At 55.9% G+C, this 25,191-nt stretch carries 21 protein-coding genes; 8 read left to right on the top strand and 13 right to left on the bottom strand.

Annotation, left to right across the window (positions count from 1 at the left end; translation table 11 throughout):
- Positions 1 to 5: 5 nt before the first annotated feature.
- The 4 genes from paaD to paaA are packed head-to-tail and all read right to left on the bottom strand — an operon-like array spanning position 6 to position 2,498.
- Positions 6 to 503 carry a 1,2-phenylacetyl-CoA epoxidase subunit PaaD gene (paaD, locus tag ACMGGU_RS08495; RefSeq protein WP_262763990.1) on the bottom strand — a complete coding sequence of 166 codons (498 nt, stop codon included), beginning with the start codon at positions 501 to 503 and terminating at the stop codon, positions 6 to 8.
- 11 nt (positions 504 to 514) lie between these two features.
- Complete coding sequence (gene paaC / locus ACMGGU_RS08490; RefSeq protein ID WP_420300409.1) at positions 515 to 1,261, bottom strand: 1,2-phenylacetyl-CoA epoxidase subunit PaaC; 747 nt, start codon at positions 1,259 to 1,261, stop codon at positions 515 to 517.
- 8 nt (positions 1,262 to 1,269) lie between these two features.
- Positions 1,270 to 1,557, bottom strand: a complete 288-nt coding sequence (paaB, locus tag ACMGGU_RS08485; RefSeq protein WP_008502380.1) for a 1,2-phenylacetyl-CoA epoxidase subunit PaaB — start codon at positions 1,555 to 1,557, stop codon at positions 1,270 to 1,272.
- An 11-nt stretch (positions 1,558 to 1,568) separates the two neighbouring features.
- Complete coding sequence (gene paaA, locus ACMGGU_RS08480) at positions 1,569 to 2,498, bottom strand: 1,2-phenylacetyl-CoA epoxidase subunit PaaA (RefSeq protein WP_420300408.1); 930 nt, start codon at positions 2,496 to 2,498, stop codon at positions 1,569 to 1,571.
- A 284-nt stretch (positions 2,499 to 2,782) separates the two neighbouring features.
- Between paaA and paaZ the strand changes: the two genes are divergently transcribed.
- The 3 genes from paaZ to ACMGGU_RS08465 all read left to right on the top strand — a co-directional run bounded on the left by paaZ (position 2,783) and on the right by ACMGGU_RS08465 (position 8,526).
- Positions 2,783 to 4,822: a phenylacetic acid degradation bifunctional protein PaaZ gene (gene paaZ / locus ACMGGU_RS08475; RefSeq protein WP_420300407.1), complete on the top strand. Its 2,040-nt coding sequence runs from the start codon at positions 2,783 to 2,785 to the stop codon at positions 4,820 to 4,822.
- 205 nt (positions 4,823 to 5,027) lie between these two features.
- Entirely contained in the window at positions 5,028 to 7,301 is a 2,274-nt protein-coding gene (gene tynA, locus ACMGGU_RS08470; protein WP_420300406.1) for a primary-amine oxidase, read from the top strand.
- A gap of 118 nt (positions 7,302 to 7,419) precedes the next feature.
- Complete coding sequence (locus ACMGGU_RS08465) at positions 7,420 to 8,526, top strand: diguanylate cyclase (RefSeq protein ID WP_045910425.1); 1,107 nt, start codon at positions 7,420 to 7,422, stop codon at positions 8,524 to 8,526.
- Positions 8,527 to 8,614: 88 nt separating this feature from the next.
- Here the strand turns inward: ACMGGU_RS08465 and ACMGGU_RS08460 are convergent, their stop codons facing one another.
- Complete coding sequence (locus tag ACMGGU_RS08460) at positions 8,615 to 10,114, bottom strand: aldehyde dehydrogenase family protein (RefSeq protein WP_063621528.1); 1,500 nt, start codon at positions 10,112 to 10,114, stop codon at positions 8,615 to 8,617.
- 241 nt (positions 10,115 to 10,355) lie between these two features.
- Between ACMGGU_RS08460 and feaR the strand changes: the two genes are divergently transcribed.
- On the top strand, positions 10,356 to 11,264 hold the full coding sequence (feaR, locus tag ACMGGU_RS08455) for a transcriptional regulator FeaR (RefSeq protein ID WP_045910621.1): 909 nt from the start codon (positions 10,356 to 10,358) through the stop codon (positions 11,262 to 11,264).
- Here the strand turns inward: feaR and ACMGGU_RS08450 are convergent, their stop codons facing one another.
- From ACMGGU_RS08450 to ACMGGU_RS08435, 4 genes are all read right to left on the bottom strand, one after another.
- Positions 11,265 to 11,582, bottom strand: a complete 318-nt coding sequence (locus ACMGGU_RS08450) for a YdbL family protein (RefSeq protein ID WP_420300405.1) — start codon at positions 11,580 to 11,582, stop codon at positions 11,265 to 11,267. It lies immediately after the preceding gene.
- A 7-nt stretch (positions 11,583 to 11,589) separates the two neighbouring features.
- A complete protein-coding gene (locus ACMGGU_RS08445) occupies positions 11,590 to 11,781 on the bottom strand; it encodes a YnbE family lipoprotein (protein WP_196364644.1) in 192 nt (63 codons plus the stop codon).
- Positions 11,778 to 14,417 carry a YdbH family protein gene (locus ACMGGU_RS08440; protein ID WP_420300404.1) on the bottom strand — a complete coding sequence of 880 codons (2,640 nt, stop codon included), beginning with the start codon at positions 14,415 to 14,417 and terminating at the stop codon, positions 11,778 to 11,780. The genes ACMGGU_RS08445 and ACMGGU_RS08440 overlap by 4 nt, the downstream gene beginning before the upstream one ends.
- Positions 14,418 to 14,632: 215 nt before the next feature.
- Positions 14,633 to 14,956: a hypothetical protein gene (locus ACMGGU_RS08435; protein WP_069719312.1), complete on the bottom strand. Its 324-nt coding sequence runs from the start codon at positions 14,954 to 14,956 to the stop codon at positions 14,633 to 14,635.
- 326 nt (positions 14,957 to 15,282) lie between these two features.
- Here ACMGGU_RS08435 and ACMGGU_RS08430 point away from each other — a divergent pair, with 326 nt between their 5' ends.
- Positions 15,283 to 16,272 carry a 2-hydroxyacid dehydrogenase gene (locus ACMGGU_RS08430; protein ID WP_028013015.1) on the top strand — a complete coding sequence of 330 codons (990 nt, stop codon included), beginning with the start codon at positions 15,283 to 15,285 and terminating at the stop codon, positions 16,270 to 16,272.
- 18 nt (positions 16,273 to 16,290) lie between these two features.
- On the opposite strand, the gene ACMGGU_RS08425 is transcribed toward ACMGGU_RS08430, so the two are convergent.
- A complete protein-coding gene (locus tag ACMGGU_RS08425) occupies positions 16,291 to 17,496 on the bottom strand; it encodes an MFS transporter (protein WP_420300403.1) in 1,206 nt (401 codons plus the stop codon).
- Positions 17,497 to 17,952: 456 nt separating this feature from the next.
- Between ACMGGU_RS08425 and ACMGGU_RS08420 the strand changes: the two genes are divergently transcribed.
- A complete protein-coding gene (locus tag ACMGGU_RS08420) occupies positions 17,953 to 18,624 on the top strand; it encodes an MgtC family protein (protein ID WP_045910420.1) in 672 nt (223 codons plus the stop codon).
- 71 nt (positions 18,625 to 18,695) lie between these two features.
- Here ACMGGU_RS08420 and ACMGGU_RS08415 read toward each other — a convergent pair whose 3' ends face one another.
- Complete coding sequence (locus tag ACMGGU_RS08415; RefSeq protein WP_233099167.1) at positions 18,696 to 19,151, bottom strand: MarR family winged helix-turn-helix transcriptional regulator; 456 nt, start codon at positions 19,149 to 19,151, stop codon at positions 18,696 to 18,698.
- A 68-nt stretch (positions 19,152 to 19,219) separates the two neighbouring features.
- Here ACMGGU_RS08415 and ACMGGU_RS08410 point away from each other — a divergent pair, with 68 nt between their 5' ends.
- Entirely contained in the window at positions 19,220 to 19,510 is a 291-nt protein-coding gene (locus tag ACMGGU_RS08410; RefSeq protein ID WP_032674687.1) for a DUF1330 domain-containing protein, read from the top strand.
- A 125-nt stretch (positions 19,511 to 19,635) separates the two neighbouring features.
- Positions 19,636 to 20,070 (top strand): universal stress protein UspF, encoded by a 435-nt coding sequence (gene uspF, locus ACMGGU_RS08405; protein WP_032674686.1) that lies wholly within the window; start codon positions 19,636 to 19,638, stop codon positions 20,068 to 20,070.
- Between the two features lie 57 nt (positions 20,071 to 20,127).
- On the opposite strand, the gene ACMGGU_RS08400 is transcribed toward uspF, so the two are convergent.
- Positions 20,128 to 22,710 carry a bifunctional diguanylate cyclase/phosphodiesterase gene (locus tag ACMGGU_RS08400; RefSeq protein ID WP_420300402.1) on the bottom strand — a complete coding sequence of 861 codons (2,583 nt, stop codon included), beginning with the start codon at positions 22,708 to 22,710 and terminating at the stop codon, positions 20,128 to 20,130.
- A 319-nt stretch (positions 22,711 to 23,029) separates the two neighbouring features.
- The gene (dcp, locus tag ACMGGU_RS08395; protein ID WP_420300401.1) at positions 23,030 to 25,063 is read right to left on the bottom strand and encodes a peptidyl-dipeptidase Dcp; all 2,034 of its coding nucleotides are present in this window, start codon (positions 25,061 to 25,063) and stop codon (positions 23,030 to 23,032) included.
- Positions 25,064 to 25,191: the final 128 nt, after the last annotated feature.

The raw sequence follows: 25,191 nt of genomic DNA, 5'->3' as shown, positions 1-25,191 counted from the left end.
CAGCCTCAAATACATTTGAAATAGTCGAAGGGCTCACGGCAGGAATTGCAGCGGTAGAGCGCTTTGCAGGCCGTCGAGCCAAATTCACTGATAAGCGAGGTGTCGGTGCTGGCGCAGCGCGGACAGCTCACCTCCACCGGCGTGTGCGCGTGACAGCTATGCCCCACCGGCGGACTGATGCCGTACGCCCGCAGGCGCTCACGCGCGTCGGGGGTCATCCAGTCGGTGGTCCAGGCGGGTTCAAGCTGGAGCACAATGTGCACCGGAGTAAAGCCGTGCGCGGTCATCGCCTCGCGGATCGCCCCCAACAGGTGTTCCGTCGCCGGACAGCCCGAGTAGGTTGGTGTGAAGCCAATGACCCAGCCTTCCCCCTGCGCCTTCACGCTGCGCACCATGCCTAAATCGGTGATGGTTAACACCGGCACTTCCGGGTCAGGGATCTGGCTGAGCAGCGCCCAGATCTGCGGGATTTGCGCGGGCGCGATGTCGACGAGGCGTTGCATAGCGTTCTCCTTTACCACTGCTGACCGGGATACACGCGCTGGAGGTACTGCATTTCCGCCAGCATCGGGCCCAGATGTTCGGTATGCAGCCCCTGCTTGCCCCCGGTGCGGTACGCCACCTCGGCGGGCACCTGCAGGCAGGCTTCATTCAGACCGGCATACACTTCGCTTTCCCACGGCTGGCGCAGGAGGCGCGGGTCAACCGCCACGCCGGACTCAATCAGCTCCCGCTCGACCTCGTCGGCTTCAAACAACTCGGCCGTAAAACGCCACAGGTTGTCGATGGCCTGCTGCATTTTTTGCGCGGACGTTTCGGTCCCGTCGCCCAGACGCACCAGCCAGCCGCGGCTGAAGCGCAGGTGGTAGCGCGCCTCTTTAATCGCTTTGGCGGCAATGGCGGCAAGCTGGCCGTCGCGGCTTTGGGTCAGGCGTTCATACAGCGCCACGTTCCAGGCATCCATCAGGTACTGGCGGGCAATCGTGTCGGCGAAGCTGCCGTTCGGCTGCTCCACCAGCAGGACATTGCGGAACTGGCGCTCATCGCGGCCATACGCCAGCGTGTCTTCATCGCCCTGGCCTTCCCGCTGCGCGGCATAGGTCAGGAAATTGCGCGCCTGTCCCAACAGATCGAGGCCGATATTGGCGAGCGCGAGATCGATCTCCAGCTCCGGCGCGTGGCCGCACCAGGCGCCGAGACGCTGGGAGAGCACCAGACCGTTGTCGCCCAGACGCAGGGCATAGGCAGTCACTGAATTCATTCTTTGCCTCACATGTGCTCGATGCCGTCAGGGATGGTGTAGAACGTCGGATGGCGGTAAACCTTGCTTTCCGCCGGATCGAAGAACTCGCCGCGCTCTTCCGGCTGGGAGGCGACAATCTCGCTCGCCTTAACCACCCAGATAGAACAGCCTTCGCTGCGGCGGGTGTAGGCATCACGCGCATTTTCCAGCGCCATGCGATCGTCGGCGGCATGCAGACTGCCCACGTGACGGTGGGATAACCCTTGTTTGCTGCGTACGAACACTTCGTACAGCGGCCAGTAGACATTGCTCATCGTGATTCCTCTTAAGCCACTTTGCGGGCGTGTTGTTTTTCGGCGTGCGCCAGTGCGGCTTCCCGCACCCACGCCCCCTCTTCCCAGGCTTTACGTTTGGCGGCCAGGCGTTCGTGGTTGCAGATGCCGCGCCCGTTAATGACCTCGTCAAACTCGTGCCAGTCAATCTCGCCGAAGCGATAATGACCGCTCTCTTCATCAAAACGCAGGTCGGGATCGGGCACCGTCATGCCCAGCATCTCTACCTGCGGCACCGTGTTGTCGACAAAGCGCTGGCGCAGCTCGTCGTTGCCGAAGCGTTTGATTTTCCACGCCAGGCTGCGGGCGCTGTTCGGCGAATTGTCGTCGTTCGGCCCGAACATCATCAGCGCCGGCCACCAGAAGCGGTTGATGGCGTCCTGCAGCATCTGGCGCTGGGCTTCACTGCCCTGCGCCAGCACCATGCAGGCTTCAAAGCCCTGACGCTGATGGAAGCTCTCTTCTTTACAGATTTTCACCATCGCGCGGGCATACGGACCGTAGGAGGTTCGGCACAGTGCCACCTGGTTGACGATGGCGGCACCATCTACCAGCCAGCCGATCACGCCGATATCGGCCCAGCTCAGGGTCGGATAGTTGAAGATGGAGGAGTATTTCATCTTGCCGTCGAGCATCTTCTGGTAGATGTCTTCCCGTGCGCAGCCCAGCGTTTCCGCCGCGCTGTAGAGGTAAAGCCCGTGTCCGGCTTCGTCCTGCACCTTCGCCAGGAGGATTGCCTTACGGCGCAGCGTCGGGGCGCGGGTGATCCAGTTCCCTTCCGGCAGCATGCCGACAATTTCGGAGTGCGCATGCTGGCCAATCTGGCGGATCAACGTCTTACGGTAGGCGTCAGGCATCCAGTCCTGAGGCTCAATCGCCGTCTCCTGCGCTATGCGCTGCTCAAACCGTTGTTCTTGCGTCACGTCATCACCTTTATGATTCGTTAGTTTGCAAATTAAAGCGTAATGTTGAATCACTTTGTTTTTTAAAAGTTACACAAAGGTTAAATATAACCCCAAGAATTGTTTCCTGATTATGTGACTCTGCTCGCAAGTCTTTTACTACAAGCGCGCTGAAGAGCGTCCTGGCGCGCCGCGTTTCATCAGAGCGGATCACAATGTTAACAATTCATTAAAACTCAGCTTGATTTTTATGATTCATGATCAAACTATTAATGGGTAAATTACGTAACATTTGGAGATAAGCGATGCAGCAGTTAGCCAGCTTCTTATCCGGTACCTGGCAGTCTGGCCGGGGCCGCGAACGCACTATTCATCACGCCATCAGTGGCGAAGCGCTGTGGAGCGTGACCAGCGAAGGGCTGGACATGGCGGCCGCCCGTCGCTATGCGATTGAGCGCGGCGGCGAAGCGCTTCACGAAATGACCTTTATCGAACGCGCGGCCATGCTGAAGGCGGTGGCAAAGCACCTGCTTAGCGAGAAAGAGACGTTTTATGCCCTGTCCGCCCAGACCGGGGCGACAAAATCAGACAGCTGGGTCGATATCGAAGGCGGGATCGGCACCCTCTTCACTTATGCAAGCCTGGGCAGCCGCGAGTTGCCGGATGACACCGTGTGGCCGGAAGACGAGCTGATCCCGCTGTCAAAAGAAGGCGGCTTTGCCGCGCGTCACGTCCTGACCTCCAAATCCGGGGTGGCGGTGCACATCAACGCCTTTAACTTCCCCTGTTGGGGAATGCTGGAAAAACTGGCCCCGACCTGGCTTGCCGGTATGCCCGCCATCATCAAACCCGCCACCGCCACCGCACAGGTGACGCAGGCGATGGTGAAATCCATCGTCGACAGCGGCCTGGTGCCGGACGGCGCCATCAGCCTGATCTGCGGCGGTGCGGGGGATCTGCTCGACCAGCTCGACAGTCAGGACGTGGTGACCTTTACCGGCTCCGCCAGCACCGGGCAAAGCCTGCGCGTGCACCCGAATATTGTGGCGAATGCCATTCCGTTCACGATGGAAGCCGACTCCCTGAACTGCTGCGTGCTGGGGGAAGACGTCACGCCGGAGCAGCCGGAATTTGCCCTGTTCATTCGGGAAGTGGTGCGCGAGATGACCGCCAAAGCCGGGCAGAAATGTACGGCCATTCGCCGCATTATCGTCCCGCAGAGCCAGATTGACGCCGTGAGCCAGGCGCTGGTTGCCCGGCTGGAAAAGGTGGTGGTGGGCGACCCGGCGCAGGAAGGGGTAAAGATGGGCGCGCTGGTCAACGCCGAACAGCGTGCGGACGTGCAGGAGAAAGTGGAGCAACTGATCGCCGCAGGCTGCCAGGTCCGCCTGGGTGGCAAAGCGGATTTGCAGGCCGCGGGCGCGTTCTACCCGCCGACCCTGCTGTTCTGCCCGCAGCCGGATGAAACTCCGGCAGTGCACTCAACCGAAGCCTTTGGCCCGGTCGCGACGCTGATGCCGTATCGCAACGCGCGCCACGCAATACAGCTTGCCCGCGCGGGCGGCGGCAGCCTGGCGGGTACGCTGGTCACCGCAGACCTGGACATTGCCCGTCAGTTTATTACCGGTGCGGCGCGCGCCCACGGGCGTATTCAGATCCTCAATGAGGAAGCCTCGAAAGAGTCCACGGGCCACGGTTCCCCGCTGCCACAGCTGGTGCACGGCGGCCCGGGCCGCGCGGGCGGCGGCGAAGAGCTGGGCGGCCTGCGCGCGGTGAAGCACTACCTGCAGCGCACCGCCATTCAGGGCAGTTCGACCATGCTGGCCGCCATTGGCAAGCAGTGGGTGCGTGGCGCAACGGTGCAGGAAGATCGCGTGCATCCGTTCCGCAAATACTTTGAGGAGCTGCAGCCTGGCGACAGCCTGCTGACGCCGCGCCGCACCCTGACGGAAGCGGACATCGTGAACTTTGCCTGCCTGAGCGGCGACCACTTCTACGCCCATATGGACAAGATTGGCGCGGCAGAGTCGATCTTTGGCGAGCGCGTAGTGCACGGCTACTTCCTGATTTCCGCCGCAGCAGGGCTGTTTGTTGATGCGGGCGTCGGGCCGGTGATCGCCAACTACGGCATGGAAAACCTGCGCTTTATCGAGCCGGTTAAACCGGGCGATACCATTCAGGTGCGTCTGACCTGCAAGCGTAAAACGCTGAAGAAACAGCGTACCGCCGAGGAAAAACCAACCGGCGTGGTGGAATGGGCGGTTGAGATCTTCAACCAGCACCAGCAGGCCGTGGCGCTCTACTCTATCCTGACGCTGGTGGCGCGCCAGCAGGGGGATTTCTGACACCTTCCCTTCACCGCCTTTCCTGCCGGGTGGCGCGATGCTTACCCGGCCTACGACGACCAACCGGGGTGTGACATCGCCCCGCTCTTTTTTTAACCTGGCAAGACTGGCAAATAATCTGGCAGATGCAGGCAAACGCTTTTCTCAGGCGCCTGTCAGGATAAGGCTGTCACAACACAATAAACACAACAAGATGAGGTCTACGATGGGAAGCAATTCTTCTTTTTCTGCCCGTAGAACGGCGCTGGCTATGGCCGTTGCGCTGTGTTGCGCCTGGCAATCCCCTGTTTTCGCCCACGGCAGTGAGGCGCATATGGTCCCGATGGACAAAACGCTGCAGGACTTTGGCGCCGACGTTCAGTGGGATGATTACGCACAGATGTTCACCATTGCGAAAGACGGCGCCTTTGTGAAGGTCAAACCGGGCGCTAAAACCGCCATCGTCAACGGGAAAACCCTCAAGCTCGAGGTGCCGGTGGTAATGAAAGGCAAAAAAGCCTTTATCTCTGACAGCTTCATCAACGATGTTTTCCAGTCCGGTCTTGACCAGACTTTCCAGGTTGAAAAACGCCCTCACCCGCTAAACGCGCTGACGGCGGACGAAATTAAGCAAGCCGTTGAGATTGTCAAAGCCTCAGCGGATTTTAAACCGAATACCCGCTTTACCCAGATTGCCCTTGCTGAGCCAGAGAAAGCCAAAGTGTGGGACTTTGTGCTTAACGGTACGGCTGTGGATGCCCCGCGTCAGGCAAAGATTGTGATGCTCGATGGAAAGCACGTTATCGAAAGCCTGGTGGATCTGAAGGATAAAAAAATCCTGCGCTGGGAGCCGGTGAAAGATGCGCACGGCATGGTGCTGCTGGATGATTTCACCGCGGTACAGCAGATCATCAACGACAGCACGGAGTTTGCCGAGGTGCTTAAAAAACACGGCATCACCGACCCGAAAAAAGTGATTACCACGCCGCTGACCGTCGGCTATTTCGACGGTAAAGATGGCCTGAAGCAGGAAGATCGCCTGCTGAAAGTGGTGAGCTATCTGGATGTCGGCGACGGCAACTACTGGGCGCACCCGATTGAAAACCTGGTGGCCGTGGTCGATCTTGAGCAGAAGAAAATCCAGAAGATTGAGGAAGGTGCCGTTGTTCCGGTTCCGATGACGCCGCGCCCCTACGATGGCCGCGACCGTATAGAGACGCCGAAAAAACCGCTCGACATCATTGAGCCGGAAGGCAAGAACTACACCATTACCGGCGATATGGTGCACTGGCAGAACTGGGACTTCCACCTGAGCCTGGACTCCCGCGTCGGCCCGATGATTTCAACCGTCACCTATAACGACAACGGCAAAAAACGCCAGATTATGTATCAGGGGTCGCTCGGCGGCATGATCGTTCCTTACGGCGATCCGGACGTGGGCTGGTACTTTAAGGCCTATCTTGATTCCGGCGACTACGGCATGGGCACCCTGACCTCGCCGCTGGTGCGCGGTAAAGACGTGCCGTCCAACGCGGTGATGCTCAATGAAACCATCCCGGACTACACCGGCGCGCCGATGGAGGTCCCGCGCGCAATCGCCATTTTCGAACGCTACGCAGGCCCGGAATATAAGCATCAGGAGATGGCCCAGCCTAACGTCAGCACCGAGCGCCGCGAACTGGTGGTGCGCTGGGTGAGTACCGTGGGCAATTACGATTACATCTTCGACTGGGTGTTCCATGAAAATGGCACCATCGGCATTGACGCCGGTGCGACGGGTATCGAAGCGGTGAAAGGCGTGCAGGCGAAAACCATGCACGATGCCACCGCCAAAGACGATACAAAATACGGTACGCTGATCGACCACAACATCGTGGGCACCACGCACCAGCACATCTACAACTTCCGTCTCGATATGGACGTGGACGGCATCAACAACAAGCTGGTGGCCATGGATCCGGAAGTGAAGCCGAATACCACCGGTGGCCCGCGCACCAGCACCATGCAGATCAATCAGTATGATATTGATACCGAGCAGCAGGCAGCGCAGAAGTTCGACCCGGGCACGATTCGCCTGCTGAGCAACACCCGCAAAGAGAACCGCATGGGCAACCCGGTTTCGTACCAGATCATCCCTTACGCGGGCGGCACGCACCCGGTGGCAACCGGCGCGAAATTTGCGCCGGACGAGTGGATTTACCATCGCCTGAGCTTTATGGACAAACAGCTGTGGGTGACCCGCTACCACCCGGATGAGCTCTACCCGGAAGGAAAATTCCCTAACCGCTCCGTGCACGACACCGGCCTGGGGCAGTACAGCAAGGATAACGAGTCGCTCAACGATCAGGATGACGTGGTCTGGATGACCACCGGCACCACCCACGTGGCACGTGCGGAAGAGTGGCCGATCATGCCAACGGAATGGGTGCATACCCTGCTTAAACCGTGGAACTTCTTCGACGAGACGCCAACGCTCGGAAAGAAAAAAGACGAAAAATAACCATCCACCGGGCAGTTGCCCGGTTTTTTTTGCCCTGAAGTTTGAGGATCGCCCTGGCTTGCTTATAGTTACTGATATCTCACCTGCATGATTTATCCCCCGGACGGGAAAGGCCTTTATGGAAAAAAGAAAACAACCGACGCTGGAACGGGCAACCTGGTCCACGCGCCATGCCATGGTCATGCATGGGCTGGCGATGAACCTGCCGTGGCTGGCCTTCGTCAACGTCAGTTTCGCGGTGATGATCCTGCTGCGACACATCCTGCTTAAGGCCAGCGATCCCCTTTATCCCCACTCGCCGCAGCTGACGAGAATGGTCGATGCCTCCATGCTCGGCATTATTATTCTCTCTGCTGCGCTGATCCTGATGGCCTGGCGGCGTATCGCCGGAATCAGCGTGGTGTTATTTATCTGTAGCGCCATCTGGTCGGTCTCCTGTTTCTGGTTCATCACGCAATTGCTGCTGCCCCACGTCTGGCCGCTGTGCGTCATTCTGTTACTCGCTGGGTTAACGGCGCTTTATTTTTACCCTGAGGGGCTGCTCGCCTTTGTGCTCCCGCTCTGGATCACCCTGCCGGTCGCAAGCTGGGTACGCAATGATGGCCTAAACCTGCACTTCATCATCATCTGGAGCGTGTTTACGCTGATCCTGGTCTGCGGGCGTTTCATTCTGCTGAGCTGGTTTGACGAAGCCTGGCGACGTAACCAGCAAAATCAGCTGCTGATATCACGGCTGGACGCGCTGGCGCACCAGGACCCGTTAACCAAGACCGCCAATCGCCGGAAAATGGAGGTGGTGCTGGAGAACGCGGTTGAGCAGAAAAAAACCTTCTCGGTGATCATGCTGGATATCGACTACTTCAAGCGCTACAACGATACCTACGGGCACCAGGCAGGCGACGACTGTCTGACCCGCGTGGCGCGCGTGCTGAAGCAGTCGGTGCGCACACCTGATGATGTGGTGTCACGCTACGGGGGTGAGGAGTTCGTGGTCATCCTCTTCAATTGCCCGGCAAACATCGCGGAAAAGGTTGCCCTGCGTATTCAGGACGGCCTGCGTACGGAAGCCATACCGCACGACGCCTCCACGGTCAGCGACCATGTCACCGTAAGCATGGGGATTGCGAGCATGGCGGAGGGGCTGGCCGGCACCGAGATCATCGCCCGCGCCGATGCGGCGCTTTATCGTGCGAAAGAGGCCGGACGGGATCGGTGGTCGCTCTAAATAAAAGCCGGGTGACGCTGCGCTTACCCGGCCTACGGTTCGAGTCGTTGTAGGCCGGGTAAGGCGTAGCCGCCACCCGGCTTGCTTTTTAATACCGTACGCAAACCGACTTGGTTTCACACCAGCCGTCCAGCCAGTCCGGACCAAAGTCGCGCCCTGTCCCGGACTGCTTCATGCCGCCGAACGGCAGGTTGGCGTCGATCAGCGTATGGCTGTTGACCCAGACGGTGCCCGCCTGCAGGCGGTCGGTATATTCCAGCGCCTTGCTGATATTCTGCGTCCAGACGCTCGCCGTCAGGCCATAGTCGCTGTCGTTTGCCAGCTGAAGCGCCTCTTCCCCGTCGGCGACGCGCACCACGTTGACCACCGGGCCAAACACCTCTTCGCGGGTCAGGCGCAGCGAGGCATCCGGGTTCACCACCAGCGTAGGCGAAACGTAATAGCCTTTGCCTTCCGGCCCACGGTTACCGACAATCAGCTCCGCGTTGCGCGACTTCGCCTCATCGAGGAAGCTCTGCACCTTGTCACAGTGCGCACGCGACACCAGCGGGTTGATAAACGCCTCTGGCGACATGCCCGGCCCGACGCTGAGGGATTTCACCGCCTGTTCAAACCCGCTGACCAGCGTGTCGAACAGCGGCGCTTCAATATAGATACGCGAGCTCGCCGCGCACACCTGCCCCTGGTTCAGGAAGCTGCCGGTCATCAGGCCTTCGATTACCCACGCCGGGTCCGCATCCTTGAGCACAATTGCCGGGTTTTTCCCGCCAAGCTCCAGGGTCACGCCGGTGAGCGTGTCCGCCGCCGCGCGGGCGATTTGCTTACCCGTCGCCGTTGAGCCAGTGAAGCTCACCTTTGCAATATGCGGATGCGAGGTCAGCGCTGCGCCACACACCGCGCCGCTGCCGGTCACCACGTTGAACACCCCGTCCGGGATGCCCGCTTCACTGGCCAGTTCCGCCACGCGCAGCATGGTCAGCGGCGTGGTTTCAGACGGCTTGATGACAATAGAGCAGCCCGCGGCCAGCGCTGGCATCACTTTCCACATCCCGATCATCAGCGGGAAGTTCCAGGGCACAATCCCGGCCACCACGCCAACGGGCTCTTTACGCGTCCACGCCTGATAGCGGGCGCCCTGCGGTAACGGAATGGAGAGGTCGAGGGTCTTACCCGTAATTTTGGTGGTCAGCCCGGCGGTATAGCGCATCCAGTTCAGGGTGCAGCTGACTTCAAACATACGGGAGATGTTGATGGATTTGCCCTGCTCCAGCGTTTCAAGCTGGGCCAGCTCCTCGCTGTGCTGTTCCACCAGATCGGCGAAATGGAGCAGGATCCGCTCGCGCTCCGCCGGGAGTTTTCCGGCCCAGGTACGGGCCACAAAGGCGCGCCAGCCGGACATGACGGCACGATCAACGTCGTCGACGCTGGCGTCGGCAGTCGAGGCGATGACCTCGCCCGTGGCCGGGTTGTAGACATTCAGCCGCTTTTCACTGTCCGATGCGGCCTGACGCCCTTCAATCCACAGGCCATGCTGTCGGTCTAAAAATTGTTGCACGGCAGGCTGAATAGCTACCAGTGATTCAGACATAGGATACTCCTTCGTTATTCTTCGCAGGGTGTTCATCCAGTCTAAGTGGGGTTTTGCATTCTCGCTTTTGTCTCTGTGACATTCGCTTTGCCACCTGTGACAGGCTCCGCAAATCACGATAATTGCCGCTTATATCGCTGTTACCGGTGAGTGTTCTTTCCTATAGTCAGCCTCATAGCTCTGACAAAATGCAACACAAATGCAACAATGCGAAAACGTTGACGGTGCAGTGAGAGAAACGATGGCGTGTGCAAGCGAGCAGGAACAGTATCAGCAGTGGCTGGCGCAAATTAACCAGGTTTGCGGGCGTTTTAACGCGCAGCCCACCGAGGGAAAATTCTACGGCGAGCTGGAGACCAGCTATGCGCGCAGCCTGAAGCTCAGCACCGTCACCGCCGGCGGCGTCAACTTGTTCCGCTCCCGTCAGGAGATCAAACAGAGTAACGATGCCTGGTTCTATACCGTGTTCCAGCTCGAAGGGAGTGCGGAAATTGAGCAGGATGACCGCCGCGCGGTACTCAGAACCGGTGATATTACGCTGATTGATGCCTCACGCCCCTGCTCGATCAACTGGCAGGAAAAATCCCGCCAGATTTCGCTCCTGGTTCCCCGTCAGATCATTGAGCAGCAGTGCCGCTTTCAGGAGATAAGCTGCGCCACCGCCCTTTCCCGCACGCTGCCCACGGTACAGCTGAGCCATCGCCTGTTGATGGAGAGTATGAGCAATACCAGCCTGAGTGACCGGGAGAGCGAAGCGGCGCTCGAAGCGATGATCTGCCTGCTGCGCCCCGCTTTCCAGCAGCGCGAAATCATTCAGCCGCGTAAGGAACGCCAGTTCCAGCATGTGGTGGCGCTGATTGACGACCACATTCAGTCTGAATCGCTGCGCCCGGAATGGATTGCCGCCGAGAGCGGTATGTCCGTGCGCAGCCTTTACCGCATGTTTGCCGAGAAGGGTCTGGTGGTGGCGCAGTACATTAAAAACCGCCGCCTGGATCGCTGCGCGGAGGTGCTGCGCGCTGCCGGTGATGACGAAAAGCTGGCGGGCATTGGCTACAGCTGGGGGTTCACCGACCATAGCCATTTTTCAACGGCGTTTAAGCAGCGCTTTGGCGTTTCGCCGGGTGAATACCGCAAGCGCTACCGCTAGCTATTTTTTGAGCCACTTTCCGTTAATGCCCTTCACGTACTCGCCCGGCTGCGCGCGGGCAACCAGTTTCTGCCCTGCAATTTTGGCCACTTCATCGACCGGCAAATTATTGCTGTCAGCCAGCTTCTGGTAGCTTTCCGTGCGTGCCGCGTTGATGCGATTAACCAGCGCCAGCGTTTCGGCGTCCTGTTGAATCGGGGCGAGATAACCGCTGAGGGTTTCCCCCACGCGCCCCTGCGCCCGGGCGTCATTTAGGGTGAGCGTAGCCGCCTGCACGTTCATCCCCAGCGCCAGTAGAATCAGAGCTACTCGTTTCATGGCGTCCTCAGAACAGATCGCTGCGCGATTTCAGCAAAGTTTCAACGTCTTTATCGACCTTAATGTGGATCTCATGTTCGATTTTGACATTCATATTGATGGTAATCGGCTCCTTTGGTGCAGCGACTTCAATTCGCGGCGTACAGCCGGACAGTAGCACGGCAACGGCAACGGTGAGCGCACCAGCCATCTTTTTCATTGTTGTTCCTCACTTTCCTTGCCAGTCGAACTGCGGAGACCGGGTATCGCCGCGTGTTGCTCAAACCAGGTTTGCAGATTGTCTCCAAAACGCAGGCTGCGCCAGAGGGTAAAGACATTCTCGTCATGGGTATAGTTCAGGTTGACGGAGCTGCTCTTGCCATCGACCCGGCTGGTCCCCTTGATGGTCGCCTGCATGGTTAATTCACCCAGGTTATCTAAATTGATTCTCGTCCACGAACGCGAAATTTCCATATAGCGGAGCCAGTTAATCGCGGCGCCCGCGACCATATTGTCTTTGACGATGGCGTCGGCCGTATCTTTGTCGATGCGCAGCGTCATTGGGCCCGGGTTAGTCAGCCAGCCATCCTTAATGATCCATTTTTCGTTGTCCAGCCAGAACGGCAGCGCCCCGCTGACGGGACCCGACATGGCAAACTGTTTTGGATTGACGGCGCTAATCAGCTCGCTCGAAGAGATATTGTCTACCCGCAGCAGGGCCGGATCGTGCTGCGGCATCCGCAGTTGCTGCATGGTGATCTTCCCGCCGAGGGTTTCCACCTTCACGTTGGTGAGCAGCAGCGGATTGTCCTCCGTCCAGGGATAATCGCCCTGTAAATCCGCGGTAATGTTGCGCGCGGTCACCAGGTTTACCACTTCGCCAATGCGCAACGTGACCGGTCCGCGCGTGCCCAGAGACCAGGTTCCCTCGCTGAAGCGGAACGGCAGCACAAAATCGACGCCGTTTATCTGGTTGTCCGGCATCCAGGCGCTGCCGGATTTCAGTACCCCGTGACCACCCGCTTCAAAGCCCTGATCGGCCGCCGCCGAGAAGGCGACCTGCGCATAAAGCTCACCGTCGCGCAGCGTCATTTTCCAGTCCGGCGGAATAAGCGGCTGGAATACGGTGAGGGACTGTTTCGGCCACCAGGCCTGCCCGCGCAGGCGCACGCCATCCCACCTTCCGTTGACCTGTACCGGGCCGATGTTGTCCGCATGGAGGTCGCCCTTAAACTGAAAAATTGTCGGGTCGGTGCCATCGACGCTGAAGGTCAGGACCGATGGCGGCAACACGCTGCCGCCGGAGAAGCGCGTTTGCCCGGCATTCAGCGACAGCGCACCGCTGAAGGCCGGTTTTTCGGCATCGCGCAACCAGCGTACAGGCTGATCCAGCACCAGACGCGGCTTGCTGACCTCCATCGTGCCGTACTGAAGCTTGTCAAAACCGGTGGAGAGCGCCGTCAGCTCAATAAGGTTGTCGCGCCACTCGCCTTTCCCGGCGACATCCCAGCGGGCATGCATCGGCGTAAAGCCGCCTTTCCCCCAGTACCGCCACTGCCACAGGCCGTTATCAGGTAAAAAGTCGTTGGCCTGACCGTCCAGATGGAGTTCAAAATCGCCCATCTCGTTTTCATGGGCGCGTAAAATCGCCTGTAAACGACCGTCCACGCCCTTCTGGGTGAGCTTCACGCCCGCCAGCGGCCAGCGGATTTCATCGATATCGAGTGAATTGATGATGCGCCCGCGCGAGCGGAGCAGCGCGCCCGGCTCAAAGGCGAGCTGCGGTTCATACAGGCTGCCGGTCAGTTTTGCCGGTAATTTGGCGTAAAGAATGAGATCGTTTTGCTTCGCCTCGCCGCTCAGATGCAGCGGCATGTCGCTGTTTTCCATGCTGAGCCTGCCGGGCCCGATATTCAGTACCGCGTTGCCTTTCCCCGCATCGCCTTGCGTCAACACGTTCAGTCGTCCGGTCAGCGTAGCTTTCTCCAGCCCCTGCTGCCAGTTGTCGGCGCGAAGGGACACCCGCCCGCTCAGCGGCATACCCGAGAGATCCCAGTTCCAGCGTCCGTCGCTGATGTTCAGCTGTTCCGCCGTGATCTGCCACGGCAGGTCGAGAAGCGGATCGGGGTTGTCTCTCGCCATCACCACCAGCTGTCCCTGATTGTCTTCCCAGTCGAGATCGGCATCGACCAGAGACGTTAACTGTGGCACGTTAAAGGTCGCCACCGCGTGGCCTTTCACCGGCACGCCGTCCGGCACCAGCGGCAGGGTAAACTCGCCCACCAGCTTAACAGGCTGCGGCTGGTCAGGGAGCTGAACATCGAACTGGCTGACCGATAGCGTCTGACCGCGAAGCGTGCCTTTAATGCTGACCTGCTCGCCTTTATAGGCGATCTCCTGGCTGGACGGGGTCAGGGACGCGTGAAGCTCACCCTGCCACTGCTGCCAGGGCGACAGCGTCAGGCGGTGAACCGTAAGCCAGGTATTGGGCAATACCGCCTGCCATTCCGCCAGCGTTTTCGGGGCGACCGTTGAAGGCGCTGACTGGGGAATTTTGCTCAGGCAGACGGAGTTAAGATCCAGCGCGCCGATATCCAGCTTCCAGCGGCTGGGATGTGACAGCGTCACGTTATCGATGCGGGCAATTTCGCAGTCTTCCACCAGATAGCGAAGGTCGGGGATCACCAGCGCGTGGCGAGTCAGTTTCGGGCTCTCTTCGAAAGCGATGCGCGTCCCGACGGGAAGCCAGATCCCAGCGAGCGTCGGCACCCACTGGGCGAGCGTCATCAGCAGCGTCAGCGGCAACAGTATGAACAGCAGTAATAGCGCAAGAGCGGCTTTGTATTTACCCTTCATGGGCAGTTAATATCCTGATTTAGCGAAAGAATTAAGCCGGCAGTGCCGATCATTGTCGCATGTTTAGCGGTTGAGTTGAAGTTAACGCCAAGATTAAGGATAGATGCTGTAAATAGTATGAGGTAACTTTTTTGCTATGCGTAACCTGAAGAACACAATTTAGATTCAGTGGGTTACGCATAATTTCAGGCGAAGAAGCCGGAATAACTGCGTAATTAATACCTGTTCCTGGGCATTGCCAGCAGGTAAAGCATTGCGAATATCAATGACCCCCAGTACACCGAGTCGTACCGCCAGGGATCAAAATCGATATGTAAAAAACCGCGAACAAACTCATAGCCGTTGGCAAAAACGTTAATCTGGATGGCTGCAATGGCTATCACAAACAGCGTATAGCCAATGAACAGTGGGTATTTTCGTAGCCGGTTAATCTTCTGTTTCCCAATATATAACAAGAAAAAAACTACTATAGATACAATGAAATAGTACAAAGCGGGCAGCATTGGCGGAGATAAGGACAACCCCAGTTGTTGCGACATGCATCATTCTCCCTCTTTATCAGAAACTCACCCGGTTCCTGATATCGTCCCATCACATCCAGAAGGATTGCAGTTTTCACACCCTCTTGCCATTCTTTAACGTAATTCAGACAGGCTTTTTTCGCATCCTCAACCCACTGTATTTTTCTCTACACGCCCTGACCAGATTCACGCCAAAGATTCCTCGTAGCAAGAATATCATGGAGTTAGGGTGGACATATGCTCTAGAATAATTGATAGAACTTATTGAATTCAATAATATTTTAGAAATTGTAAGATAATTTTAATCATGCTAACGTGAATGCAAAATCACTGGAGAAAGTCTTATGAAACTCGCGGTATACAGCACAAAGCAGTACGACAAAAAGTATCTGCAACATGTTAACGAGGCTTACGGGTTTGAGCTTGAATTTTTCGACTTTCTGCTGTCCGAAAAAACCGCTAAAACGGCGCACGGCTGTGAAGGCGTCTGCATTTTCGTAAACGATGATGGCAGTCGTCCGGTGCTGGAAGAGTTGAAAAAACAGGGGGTGAAGTACATCGCCCTGCGCTGCGCGGGCTTTAACAACGTGGATCTCGACGCGGCAAAAGAGCTGGGTCTGAAGGTGGTGCGCGTCCCGGCGTACTCCCCGGAAGCGGTGGCGGAACATGCGATTGGCATGATGATGTCGCTCAACCGTCGTATTCACCGCGCTTATCAGCGCACCCGTGACGCCAACTTCTCGCTGGAAGGGCTGACCGGCTTTACCATGTACGGCAAAACCGCTGGCGTGATCGGGACCGGTAAAATTGGCGTGGCTGCCTTGCGCATCCTGAAAGGCTTCGGCATGCGTCTGCTGGCATTCGATCCGTACCCAAGCGCCGCAGCGCTGGATCTGGGCGTGGAGTACGTCGACCTGCCGACGCTGTTCTCTCAGTCCGACGTAATCTCCCTCCACTGCCCGCTGACGCCGGAAAACTACCACCTGCTTAACCAGGCGGCATTTGACCAGATGAAGGATGGCGTGATGATCATCAACACCAGCCGCGGCGGACTGGTTGACTCCCAGGCCGCTATCGAAGCGCTGAAGACCCAGAAAATTGGCGCGCTGGGGATGGACGTCTATGAGAACGAACGCGACCTGTTCTTTGAAGACAAGTCTAATGATGTCATCCAGGACGACGTGTTCCGTCGCCTCTCTGCCTGCCATAACGTGCTGTTTACCGGACATCAGGCGTTTCTGACTGCCGAAGCGCTGATCAGCATTTCGGAAACCACGCTGGGTAACCTTCAGCAGTTAGAAAAGGGTGAGCCGTGCCCTAACGAGCTGGCTTAAGTGCTACGCCGGGTGGGGCTAAGCCTCACCCGGCGCGTTTGTTTCCCAGCTCCGGTGCGCAACGCGCCACCAGAGCAGAACGGCGGCCAGGGCAATGGCGCTCAGGACACTGAATGCCGTCGCAAAGGAGTAATGTCCGGCGATCGTCCCGGTTAACGCCGGGCTCATGGATGCCCCTACTCCCTGCATCAACATCACCACACTCTGCCCGGCATTGACGTGCCCGCTTCCACGCAGCAGCACCACAATAAACGACGGTACGACGACTCCCAGGATCCCGGCGGCCAGGCCGTCGAGAATTTGTACGGGGATCATCATTAACGGCGCGTCCGTGGATGCCGCCAGCGCCGCGCGCACCGGCATAACCAGCAGCGCCAGCATAATCAAGCGCCAGTAACCATAGTGTTCGATCCGGCGCGAGGCCCAGATGGCGACCGGGATCATCACGGCCTGAGAGATGATGACGGTACCGGCCGCATACAAACCGGGGTTGATCGCGGCAGGTGCCGCAGCAACCCTCATGCTCAGCATCGGCAGCAGCGCGGCGTTCGCCAGGTGGAACAGCAGCAGCGTCAGTCCGGTCACAAACAGCGCCCGGTTTTTCATCAGCACGGCAAAACCGGGGACCGGCAGGCTCGCTGAAGAGGACAGCCCGCGCGCCGCGTCGTTATCGATATCGCTGTTGCGAATGGCAAGCAGCGCACACAGCGTTAGCAGCGTGGTGCTGGTCATCAGCAGGAAAATCCCGCCCACGCCCCAGTACCACGCAATGCCGCCCGCAATCAGCGCGGTGACAAAATTTCCGCCGTGATTGAACGCCTCGTTTCTGCCCATCTGCGCGCTGAAGCCGCTCTGCCCGGTCAACCCCAGCATAATCCCGGCGATCAACGGCCCGACAAATGCCGCACAGATACCGGTGACGATTTGCGACACGGCGACAACGCCGCTCTGCTGGCTAAACCAGAGCAGAAGCGTGCTTAGTGTGATCAGAATGCACAGCAGCGCGAGTACAGCACGCTTGTTGCGGGAGGTGTCGGTGATGAACCCCGCCGGCAGCGTGGCCAGTAACCCCGCCAGCCCGCCGGCCGTCATCAGAATGCCAATATCATCAGGGGTCCAGTGGCGTTCGGTCAGAAAAATACCGAGAAAAGGCCCCAGGCCATCGCGGACATCTGCAATGAAAAAACTTGTCAGGCATAGCGCCCGCAGCGAACGAAGAGACATACTTCCTGCCTTGCCTGTTATCGCCTGAAAAAAAGAAAATGTAGTATACCGGGTATTTTTGAAAATCAGATGACGTCTTAAAAAACATGCCTTCCGAACTTAAACAATTCATAACGGACGATGTTTTTTCACTTTACTCATAATCGGCCCTGACTATACTGGCAATAAATTTTCACAGGAGTCCTTCGTTGGAAAGTTATTTTATCGTCGATACGAAGGTAAGCTGACGCGATTTTCTCGCTGCTTACCTTAAGGGTGGGCAGCAATCCTCTTGACGTGATTGCATCCCAATACATTAAGAACGACCAAATTTTTGGGGCATCGCGATGTTCATGTTTCATCATTCACTCTTTCCACCGCCCTCGCGCTGACATGCTTTGCGTTTTAATGGCGTCATACTGTGCTTTGTGAAGCGCTGACGCTTATCGTTTAATCATGTTAACAGGCGACAGGTTGATGTTCCCTTATATCTCTCATCTGCTCGCAGCGATGCTGCTGGGCGCAATTATCGGCGCGGAAAGACAATGGCGCCAGCGTATGGCGGGGCTTCGTACCAATGCACTGGTTGCGACGGGCGCGGCCGTGTTTATTTTAAGTTCCCTCTCGACGTCACCCGATAGCCCGGGGCGCATCGCAGCGCAGATCGTCTCCGGCATAGGTTTTCTTGGCGCAGGCGTTATTATGCGTGAGGGAATGAATATCCGGGGTCTCAATACCGCCGCAACGCTGTGGTGTTCGGCCGGAATTGGCGTGCTATGCGGATTAGGTCAATTCTGGAATGCCGGTATGGCCAGCGTGATTATTCTGTGCGCCAACATTCTGCTTCGCGAAGCTGCGCAGCGGATTAATCAACTGCCCGCGCTCCATGAAGGCGAAAAATGCTATGTCCTGAAAATCACCTGTAATGACGAGCATGAAGATGCGGTGCGGCAGAATATTGTCAACATGGCGAAAGAGTTGACGTTAAGCCTGAAAGCCATTTATTGCGATACGGCGCAAGCAGAAGGTAAAACCGAAATACGGGCCGAGGTGATGACCCGTGAGGAATACCGGAAATTACTCGAGCTAATTATGGGTAATATTGGCGGGAATAAAATTATGGCTTCCGTAAGCTGTCACGCAATATGAATACGATACCGGGCATTGCGCCCGGTTGAGGCTTTGCTGTTTTGCAGAAAAGAGCAGTGACACGGAGAGAGTCATAGAGAAGCGCTGATTCTGGCAAGACTTTTCATCATTTTCGTCGTGAGGCTAAGCTGCTCGCTGCCCACAAGTTGGGACAATTCCTGCTTAGCGGATTGCCATACCGGAATGACCTGTTCAAGCAGACGCCAGCCTTCCCCCGTCAACATGAGTCGTTTTCCTGAACGTCCACGCCCTCCAGTAGAGCCAATAATGCCTCGGGACTCCAGACTACGGATATTACGACTCAGTGTTGTCGCATCCACCCCTGCTCTGGCGGCGAGTTCCGCAACGGTTTCATTAGGAGAACCCCCGATGCCAACTATCAGACTGAACTGCTCAGCGGTCAGATCAAACGGTCTGAAGCAGGCGTTGTAATAGCGCGTAATAGCCCGAGCAGTAGCGCGCGCCTGAAACGCCGGGCAGACTTCCGGAATGGCCTTCAACAACGTTACATCAATGTTGCTCATCATTTCATCTCGACATTCAATGCTAAAGTTAATAGTGTATATACACTATTAAGCATGTTTGAGGAACGGTTATGCCAGCCTTTGTTCATATCAACTTACGCGTTATTGACCCAGCCAGACAGGCCAGCCTTGCCCCCCGCTTCACGTCAGCATTAGAGGAAGCAGGCGGTAAAATTGTTCATTTTGGTGCTGTCGCACAGGTACTGGAAGGTGATGAAGAGCCGTTACCCTATGCGGGCATTTTTGAATTCCCGACGTTAGATCAGGCCCTTGCCTTCTATCATTCGGAAAAATATGCGCCGATTAAGGCTGAACGCCAGCTCGCCCAGGAAGCAAGAATGTTCATTGTCACGACGGAATGACAGGCAGGTTCAACTGTACCTAAATCACAGAACCGAAATTTGTCCCCGTTATGACCACCTGCTCTCTGTTTTGCTGGAAATAACGGTTTACCCTGAGTTGTGCAAAAAATACCCAGGAGGGACACGTGTACAATTCAATTTTGGTTCCCATTGATATCTCCGAGGATAGCCTGACGCACATGGTTATCCCTTTCGTTCAGGCACATACCGCACTTAACACGGCCAAAGTCCACTTTCTTACCGTTATTCCTTCGCTTCCCTATTATTCATCGTTAGGTTTGGCCTACCCCGTAGAAATGCCGAAGATGAAAGAATTCCAGCACGCGGCCTTAGCAAAACTGGATGAAATAGTTAAGCAATTCAAAATCCCTGCAGACAAGATACAGACGCATGCCGTGACGGGGTCTCCGAAGGATCAGATCCTTAAGCTCGCAGATACGATCGGCGCCGACCTGATCATTATCGCCTCCCATAAGCCGGACATCTCGACCTATCTGTTGGGCTCAAACGCTGCGGCAGTGGTTCGGCATGCGAAATGCCCTGTGCTGGTGGTAAGATAAAAAAACCGGGCGTAACGCCCGGTTTTTCATTTACGCTTCCCTGAGTGAAAGCACGCTTTAGAGATTTACGCTGTTTGCATTTAAATTTAAGTCCGTAATAGCGGCTGGTTTTCCCAGCAAGTAGCCCTGAACTTCATCACATTTATTTTTTTTAAGAAAAGAGAGCTGTTCGGCAGTCTCCACCCCTTCTGCGGTTACCGCCATCGAATAGGCTTTACCCAGATCGATAATTTTCTCTACGACTGATTGGTTCTGCGGTGAATCGCCAAGGGTAAAAATAAAACTCTTGTCGAGCTTGAGCCCGTCAAACTGAAACTTCCGCAGATAGCTCAGAGATGCATAGCCGGTACCGAAGTCGTCAATCAGGATGCGGATGCCCATTTTTTTGAGAGCCTTCATTGTCTGCAAGGTTTTTTCAGGATCGGAAAGCGTGACATTTTCAGTCACTTCTATTTCCAGACGGTTAGGTTCAAGTCCTGTTTCGTGAAGTATCTCTTTTATCCTTTCGGCAAGATCGCTTGCCTGAAATTCGATGGCCGAAATATTTACGGATACCGATAACCCCGGCAATTTCTCTTTTGTCTCCGCACACGCTGTACGTATGACCCAGTTGCTGAGGTTAATAATCAGGCCTGTTTCTTCCGCCAGGGTGATGAACTGATCGGGCATCATCGTCCCTCGCTGCGGGTGCTTCCAACGTACCAGCGCTTCGACGGCATCTATTTTTGAATATCGGAGGTTATAACGCGGCTGGTATACCAGGTAGAGCTGCTCTTCACGAATTGCAGTCTTCAGTTCTAATTCCAGTTTTCTCCGTTCGGTCAACTTTTCCGACATATCCGGACGATAATAGACCCATCGGTTTCTGCCGGATTGTTTCGCCTGGTAAAGCGCGATATCTGCATAGCGTAAAAGATCGCTTGCGCTGCTGCTATCCTGGGGAGCCAGCGCAATACCCATGCTTACGCCTATCGCCACATCATTGCCCTCAATGGAGAAAGGACGGTTAAGTTCTTGCACGATACGGTGACACACCTCCTCAATTTGCGCTTTTTGGCTGCTGTTGCCGAGGAGCAGCATAAATTCATCTCCCCCCTGCCTTGCGACAAAATCACCTCGACGAACACAATTTTTTAGACGTAAAGCGACCTCGCCAAGCAGAGCATCGCCCGCGGAATGTCCAAAAATATCATTAACGGGTTTAAACTTGTCTAAATCGAGGCAAATCATGGCAAAGGGGTAATGACTGACGCCTTCTTTAGCGAACTGGCCTGCAAGAAACTCCTTAATATGATACCGGTTCGGCAGACCGGTTAATTCATCATGGCGTGAAAGGAACTCCACACGTTTTGTTGCTTCAACTTCCTGAGAGACGTCGGTTGCCGCGCCTCGCAAAACCACCGTTCCATCAGGTTGAGTCGAAAACTTTGCCAGAAGCGTGCAATAGGACGTGGATTGTTGCGCGTGTGTATAAGGACAGTTCTTAAATTCAAATCGTTCAGTTAACTCGCGGCGGCTGACACAGCCATGTAATAATGCGCTTGTCGAGGAAAAAAGGTCATCTAATTTACGGCCTATCCATTCGCTATTTTCATATCCCGTCACTGTAGAAAAACGACCTGAAAGCCAGGTAATCTTTAACGATAAATCTGTTTCCCAGAACCAGTCGCTGGTTGTTTCACTGACGTCCCGGAATCGTTTTTCACTGGTGATAAGATTCAACCGCGCCTGATCGAGGAGAAAGGTATTTTCATCAAGCATTCTTGCCTTCTGCATAATATGACGCATGAGAATAACCGTCATTGATACCGTCAGAATGACTGAAAGGATGAGTAATGGTAAAAAATAAACAATCAACGCCTGGCCGGGGTTTTCGCTGTCCCAGATAATTTGCACATCGCCATTCTGAGTTCTTAAGGTAAATGCTGTCTGATTGTTTATTGGAGAACTGATTATTGTGGGTGAAGTACGAACATTTTTGATTCCGGCATCCAGCCCAATCGTAAGGAGTTTTTCAGCCGTTAATTTGTCGATAAACACCATTGTCGAAGGTTTCCCCGGTAAGGGTTGCACGCTCGTATCATCGCCCGTCGTTATCCATTCTGCAGAAACAATGGCCGGAACGGAGTCGATGAGCGCGAGCATAGAAACCGGCAATCCATTTCTTATGCTCACATCATGGAGTAAACGGTCTTTGGTTGATTTATCTAACCAGCGCTCAGGATCCTGAAGCTTCAGTTTCCCGTCAACCACGCTGTATCGCGTGGTGCCTGCCGGGGACAGAACAAAAACCCCTTCGTAACCAAAGTTGTCATAAAGGGACTTACCCAGGTTTTGCTTATCCCATGCCCAGTGAACGTCAGTGTTCAGATGAAGATGTTTGTAGGCATCTCCCCACTCTGCATTGTCTTTCAAATGACTTCGCATGCTTTCCTGACGGGCATCCAGCGCTTTCCTTAACAAAAATTCATCATGTTTGTCGCTGATTTCATTAACATTATTTTTTATTATTAGCAGAGATATTATTGCTGCGATGAAAATACTAATCAACAGCGTTACTATATAGGTAAAGGTTTTATTTATCAGGCCTTTAGAAGGCTCGGTATCCGTGAAGCCCGGAGTGTTCAGAGGTAGGGTCATCTTTCGCCTTCTTAACAACTATTACGACAATTTTTATGCCACCTTCATTTATCGGCAAATATTAATGAAATTTTATAGCTAAAAGCATGAAGCTAAAGAATGTTTAATTTTTACAGTCCAGATCAAATTATTAATCATTAATTCTTTTACAGCCCAAACCCGGTTAATTAAATATACCGGTAAAAGTAACTGTTAACCTCAGCGGTTGTATTTACTCAGAATGGGTATTAAGACTATTTTTGTTATCGTGGTCACAGGAACGATGAAACGTATAAAAAACCGGGCGTAAGCCCGGTTCTGTTTTCTGACGAGACTGACTCTATTCGCTCAACCCGCGATTCTCCAGCATCGGCTCAATCTTTGGATCGTGCCCGCGCCAGTTGCGATACAGTTCAGCTAAATCAGTACTATTGCCGCGCGACAAAATCGCCTCGCGGAATTTTTGCCCGTTTTCACGGGTCAGGCCGCCCTGTTCAACAAACCACTGATAGCCGTCGTCAGCCAGCATCTGCGTCCACAGGTAGGCGTAATACCCCGCCGCGTAGCCGCCGCCGAAGATATGGGCAAAATAGCTGCTGCGGTAGCGCGGCGGCACGGCAGGCAGATCCAGCCCCTCTTTTTTCAACGCAGCCGCTTCAAAATCCTCCACGCTCGAAACGGCCTCGCCGATGCCATGCCAGTTCATGTCCAGCAGCGCGGCAGCCAGCAGTTCAGTCATGTCATAACCCTTGTTGAAATGGGTCGCGTTGAGCATGCTTTTCCGCAGCGCGTCCGGCATCGGCTCACCGGTTTCGTAATGGCGCGCATAATGGGTAAACACCGGTGGATGGCTGGCCCAGTGCTCGTTGATTTGCGACGGGAACTCAACAAAATCACGCGGCGTATTGGTGCCGGAAAGCGTGGCGAACCGCTGGCTGGCAAAGAGACCGTGCAGCGTATGGCCAAACTCGTGGAACAGGGTTATCACGTCATCCCAGGAGAGAAGCGCGACACCGCCATTCGCCGGTTTTTGATAGTTACAGACGTTGTAGATCACCGGACGGGCAGCAAACTCGAAGGATTGCTCGACGAAATTCCCCATCCATGCCCCGCCCTGTTTGGAATCACGGGCAAAGAAGTCACCGTAAAACAGTGCCATGCCCTCACCGGTGTGGTCGAAAATTTCCCATACGCGGACGTCCGGGTGGTACACCGGGATATCGAAGCGTTCGACGAAGCGAATGCCAAACAGCTGGCTGGCTGCCCAGAATACGCCATCCTGCAGCACGGTATTGAGCGCAAAGTAGGGCCTGATCTGCGACTCATCGAGAGCATATTTTGCCTGGCGCACGCGCTCCGCATAAAAGGCCCAATCCCAGGCCTCCACGGTGAAACCGCCCTGCTCGTCGTCGATAACTTTCTGAATGTCGGCCTGCTCGCGTTCCGCGCGGGCGCGGGCGGCAGGCACAATGCCGCGCATAAATTCCAGCGCGGCAGCCGGGGTTTTCGCCATCTGATCGGCGATGCTCCAGCTGGCGTAATCCTCAAAGCCCAGCAGACGGGCCTGCCGCGCACGCAGCGCCGTCAGACGCAGGATCAGCGCGCGAGTATCGTTTTCATCCCCTTTCTGGGTACGCTTCCAGCCTGCGTTGAAGAGGCTTTCGCGCGTCTGACGATTGCGCAGCGCGGAAAGCGCGGGCTGCTGGGTGGTGTTCAAAAGCGGGATCAGCCAGCGATCGTTTAGCCCTCGCTCCGCGGCAGCCTGAGCCGCATCAGTAATCTCACCGGCGCTTAGCCCGTCAAGCTGGTGCGCATAATCCACCACCAGCCCACCCGTTTTATCGGCCGCCAGCAGACGCTGGTTAAACTGGCTGGTCAGGGAGGCCGCCTCGGTATTCAACGCCTTTAGCTCGGCCTTTTCTGTCTCATTCAGACGCGCGCCGGCCAGAATAAACCGCTGATACGTCTCTTCGACCAGACGGCGGGATTCGGCGTCAAGCGCGGCACGGTCCTGCCAGACGCTCTCCACGCGGGCAAACAGCACGTCATTCAGCCAGATATCGTTTGCCAGCGCGGCAAGCTCGGTGGAGAACTGTTCCTCCAGCTCCTGTAAATACGGATTGGTGTGCGCGGAAGTCATGGCGAAGAACACGCTGCTGACGCGCGCGAGCAAAGCGCCGCTTTTCTCCAGCGCCAGCACGGTGTTAGCAAAGTCAGGCGCAGCGGCCTGAGCGACAATCGCGTCAATGTCCACCCGCTTCTGGCGAAGGGCTTCATCGAAGGCCGGACGATAGTGACTGTCGTTGATCTCATCAAAATGGGGGGCCTGGTAAGGCAGCAGGCTGATGTTAAAAAAGGGATTCGTGGCCGTCATCTTTCGCTCCTGAGTACGGGTATCCTCCCAGAGTAGGCCAGGCCGCCTTCCCCTGCAACGCTGTCATACAAATGTTGCCTTAACGCACCCTCTACGGCCGTGCTATGTTAGTACAACACAAAAAGCGT

Source organism: Enterobacter sp. BNK-8, from assembly GCF_048685095.1.
GTDB lineage: Bacteria > Pseudomonadota > Gammaproteobacteria > Enterobacterales > Enterobacteriaceae > Enterobacter > Enterobacter quasiroggenkampii.
Note: the sequence above shows the minus strand (reverse complement) of the source record. Positions and strands in the feature narration are given on the sequence as shown.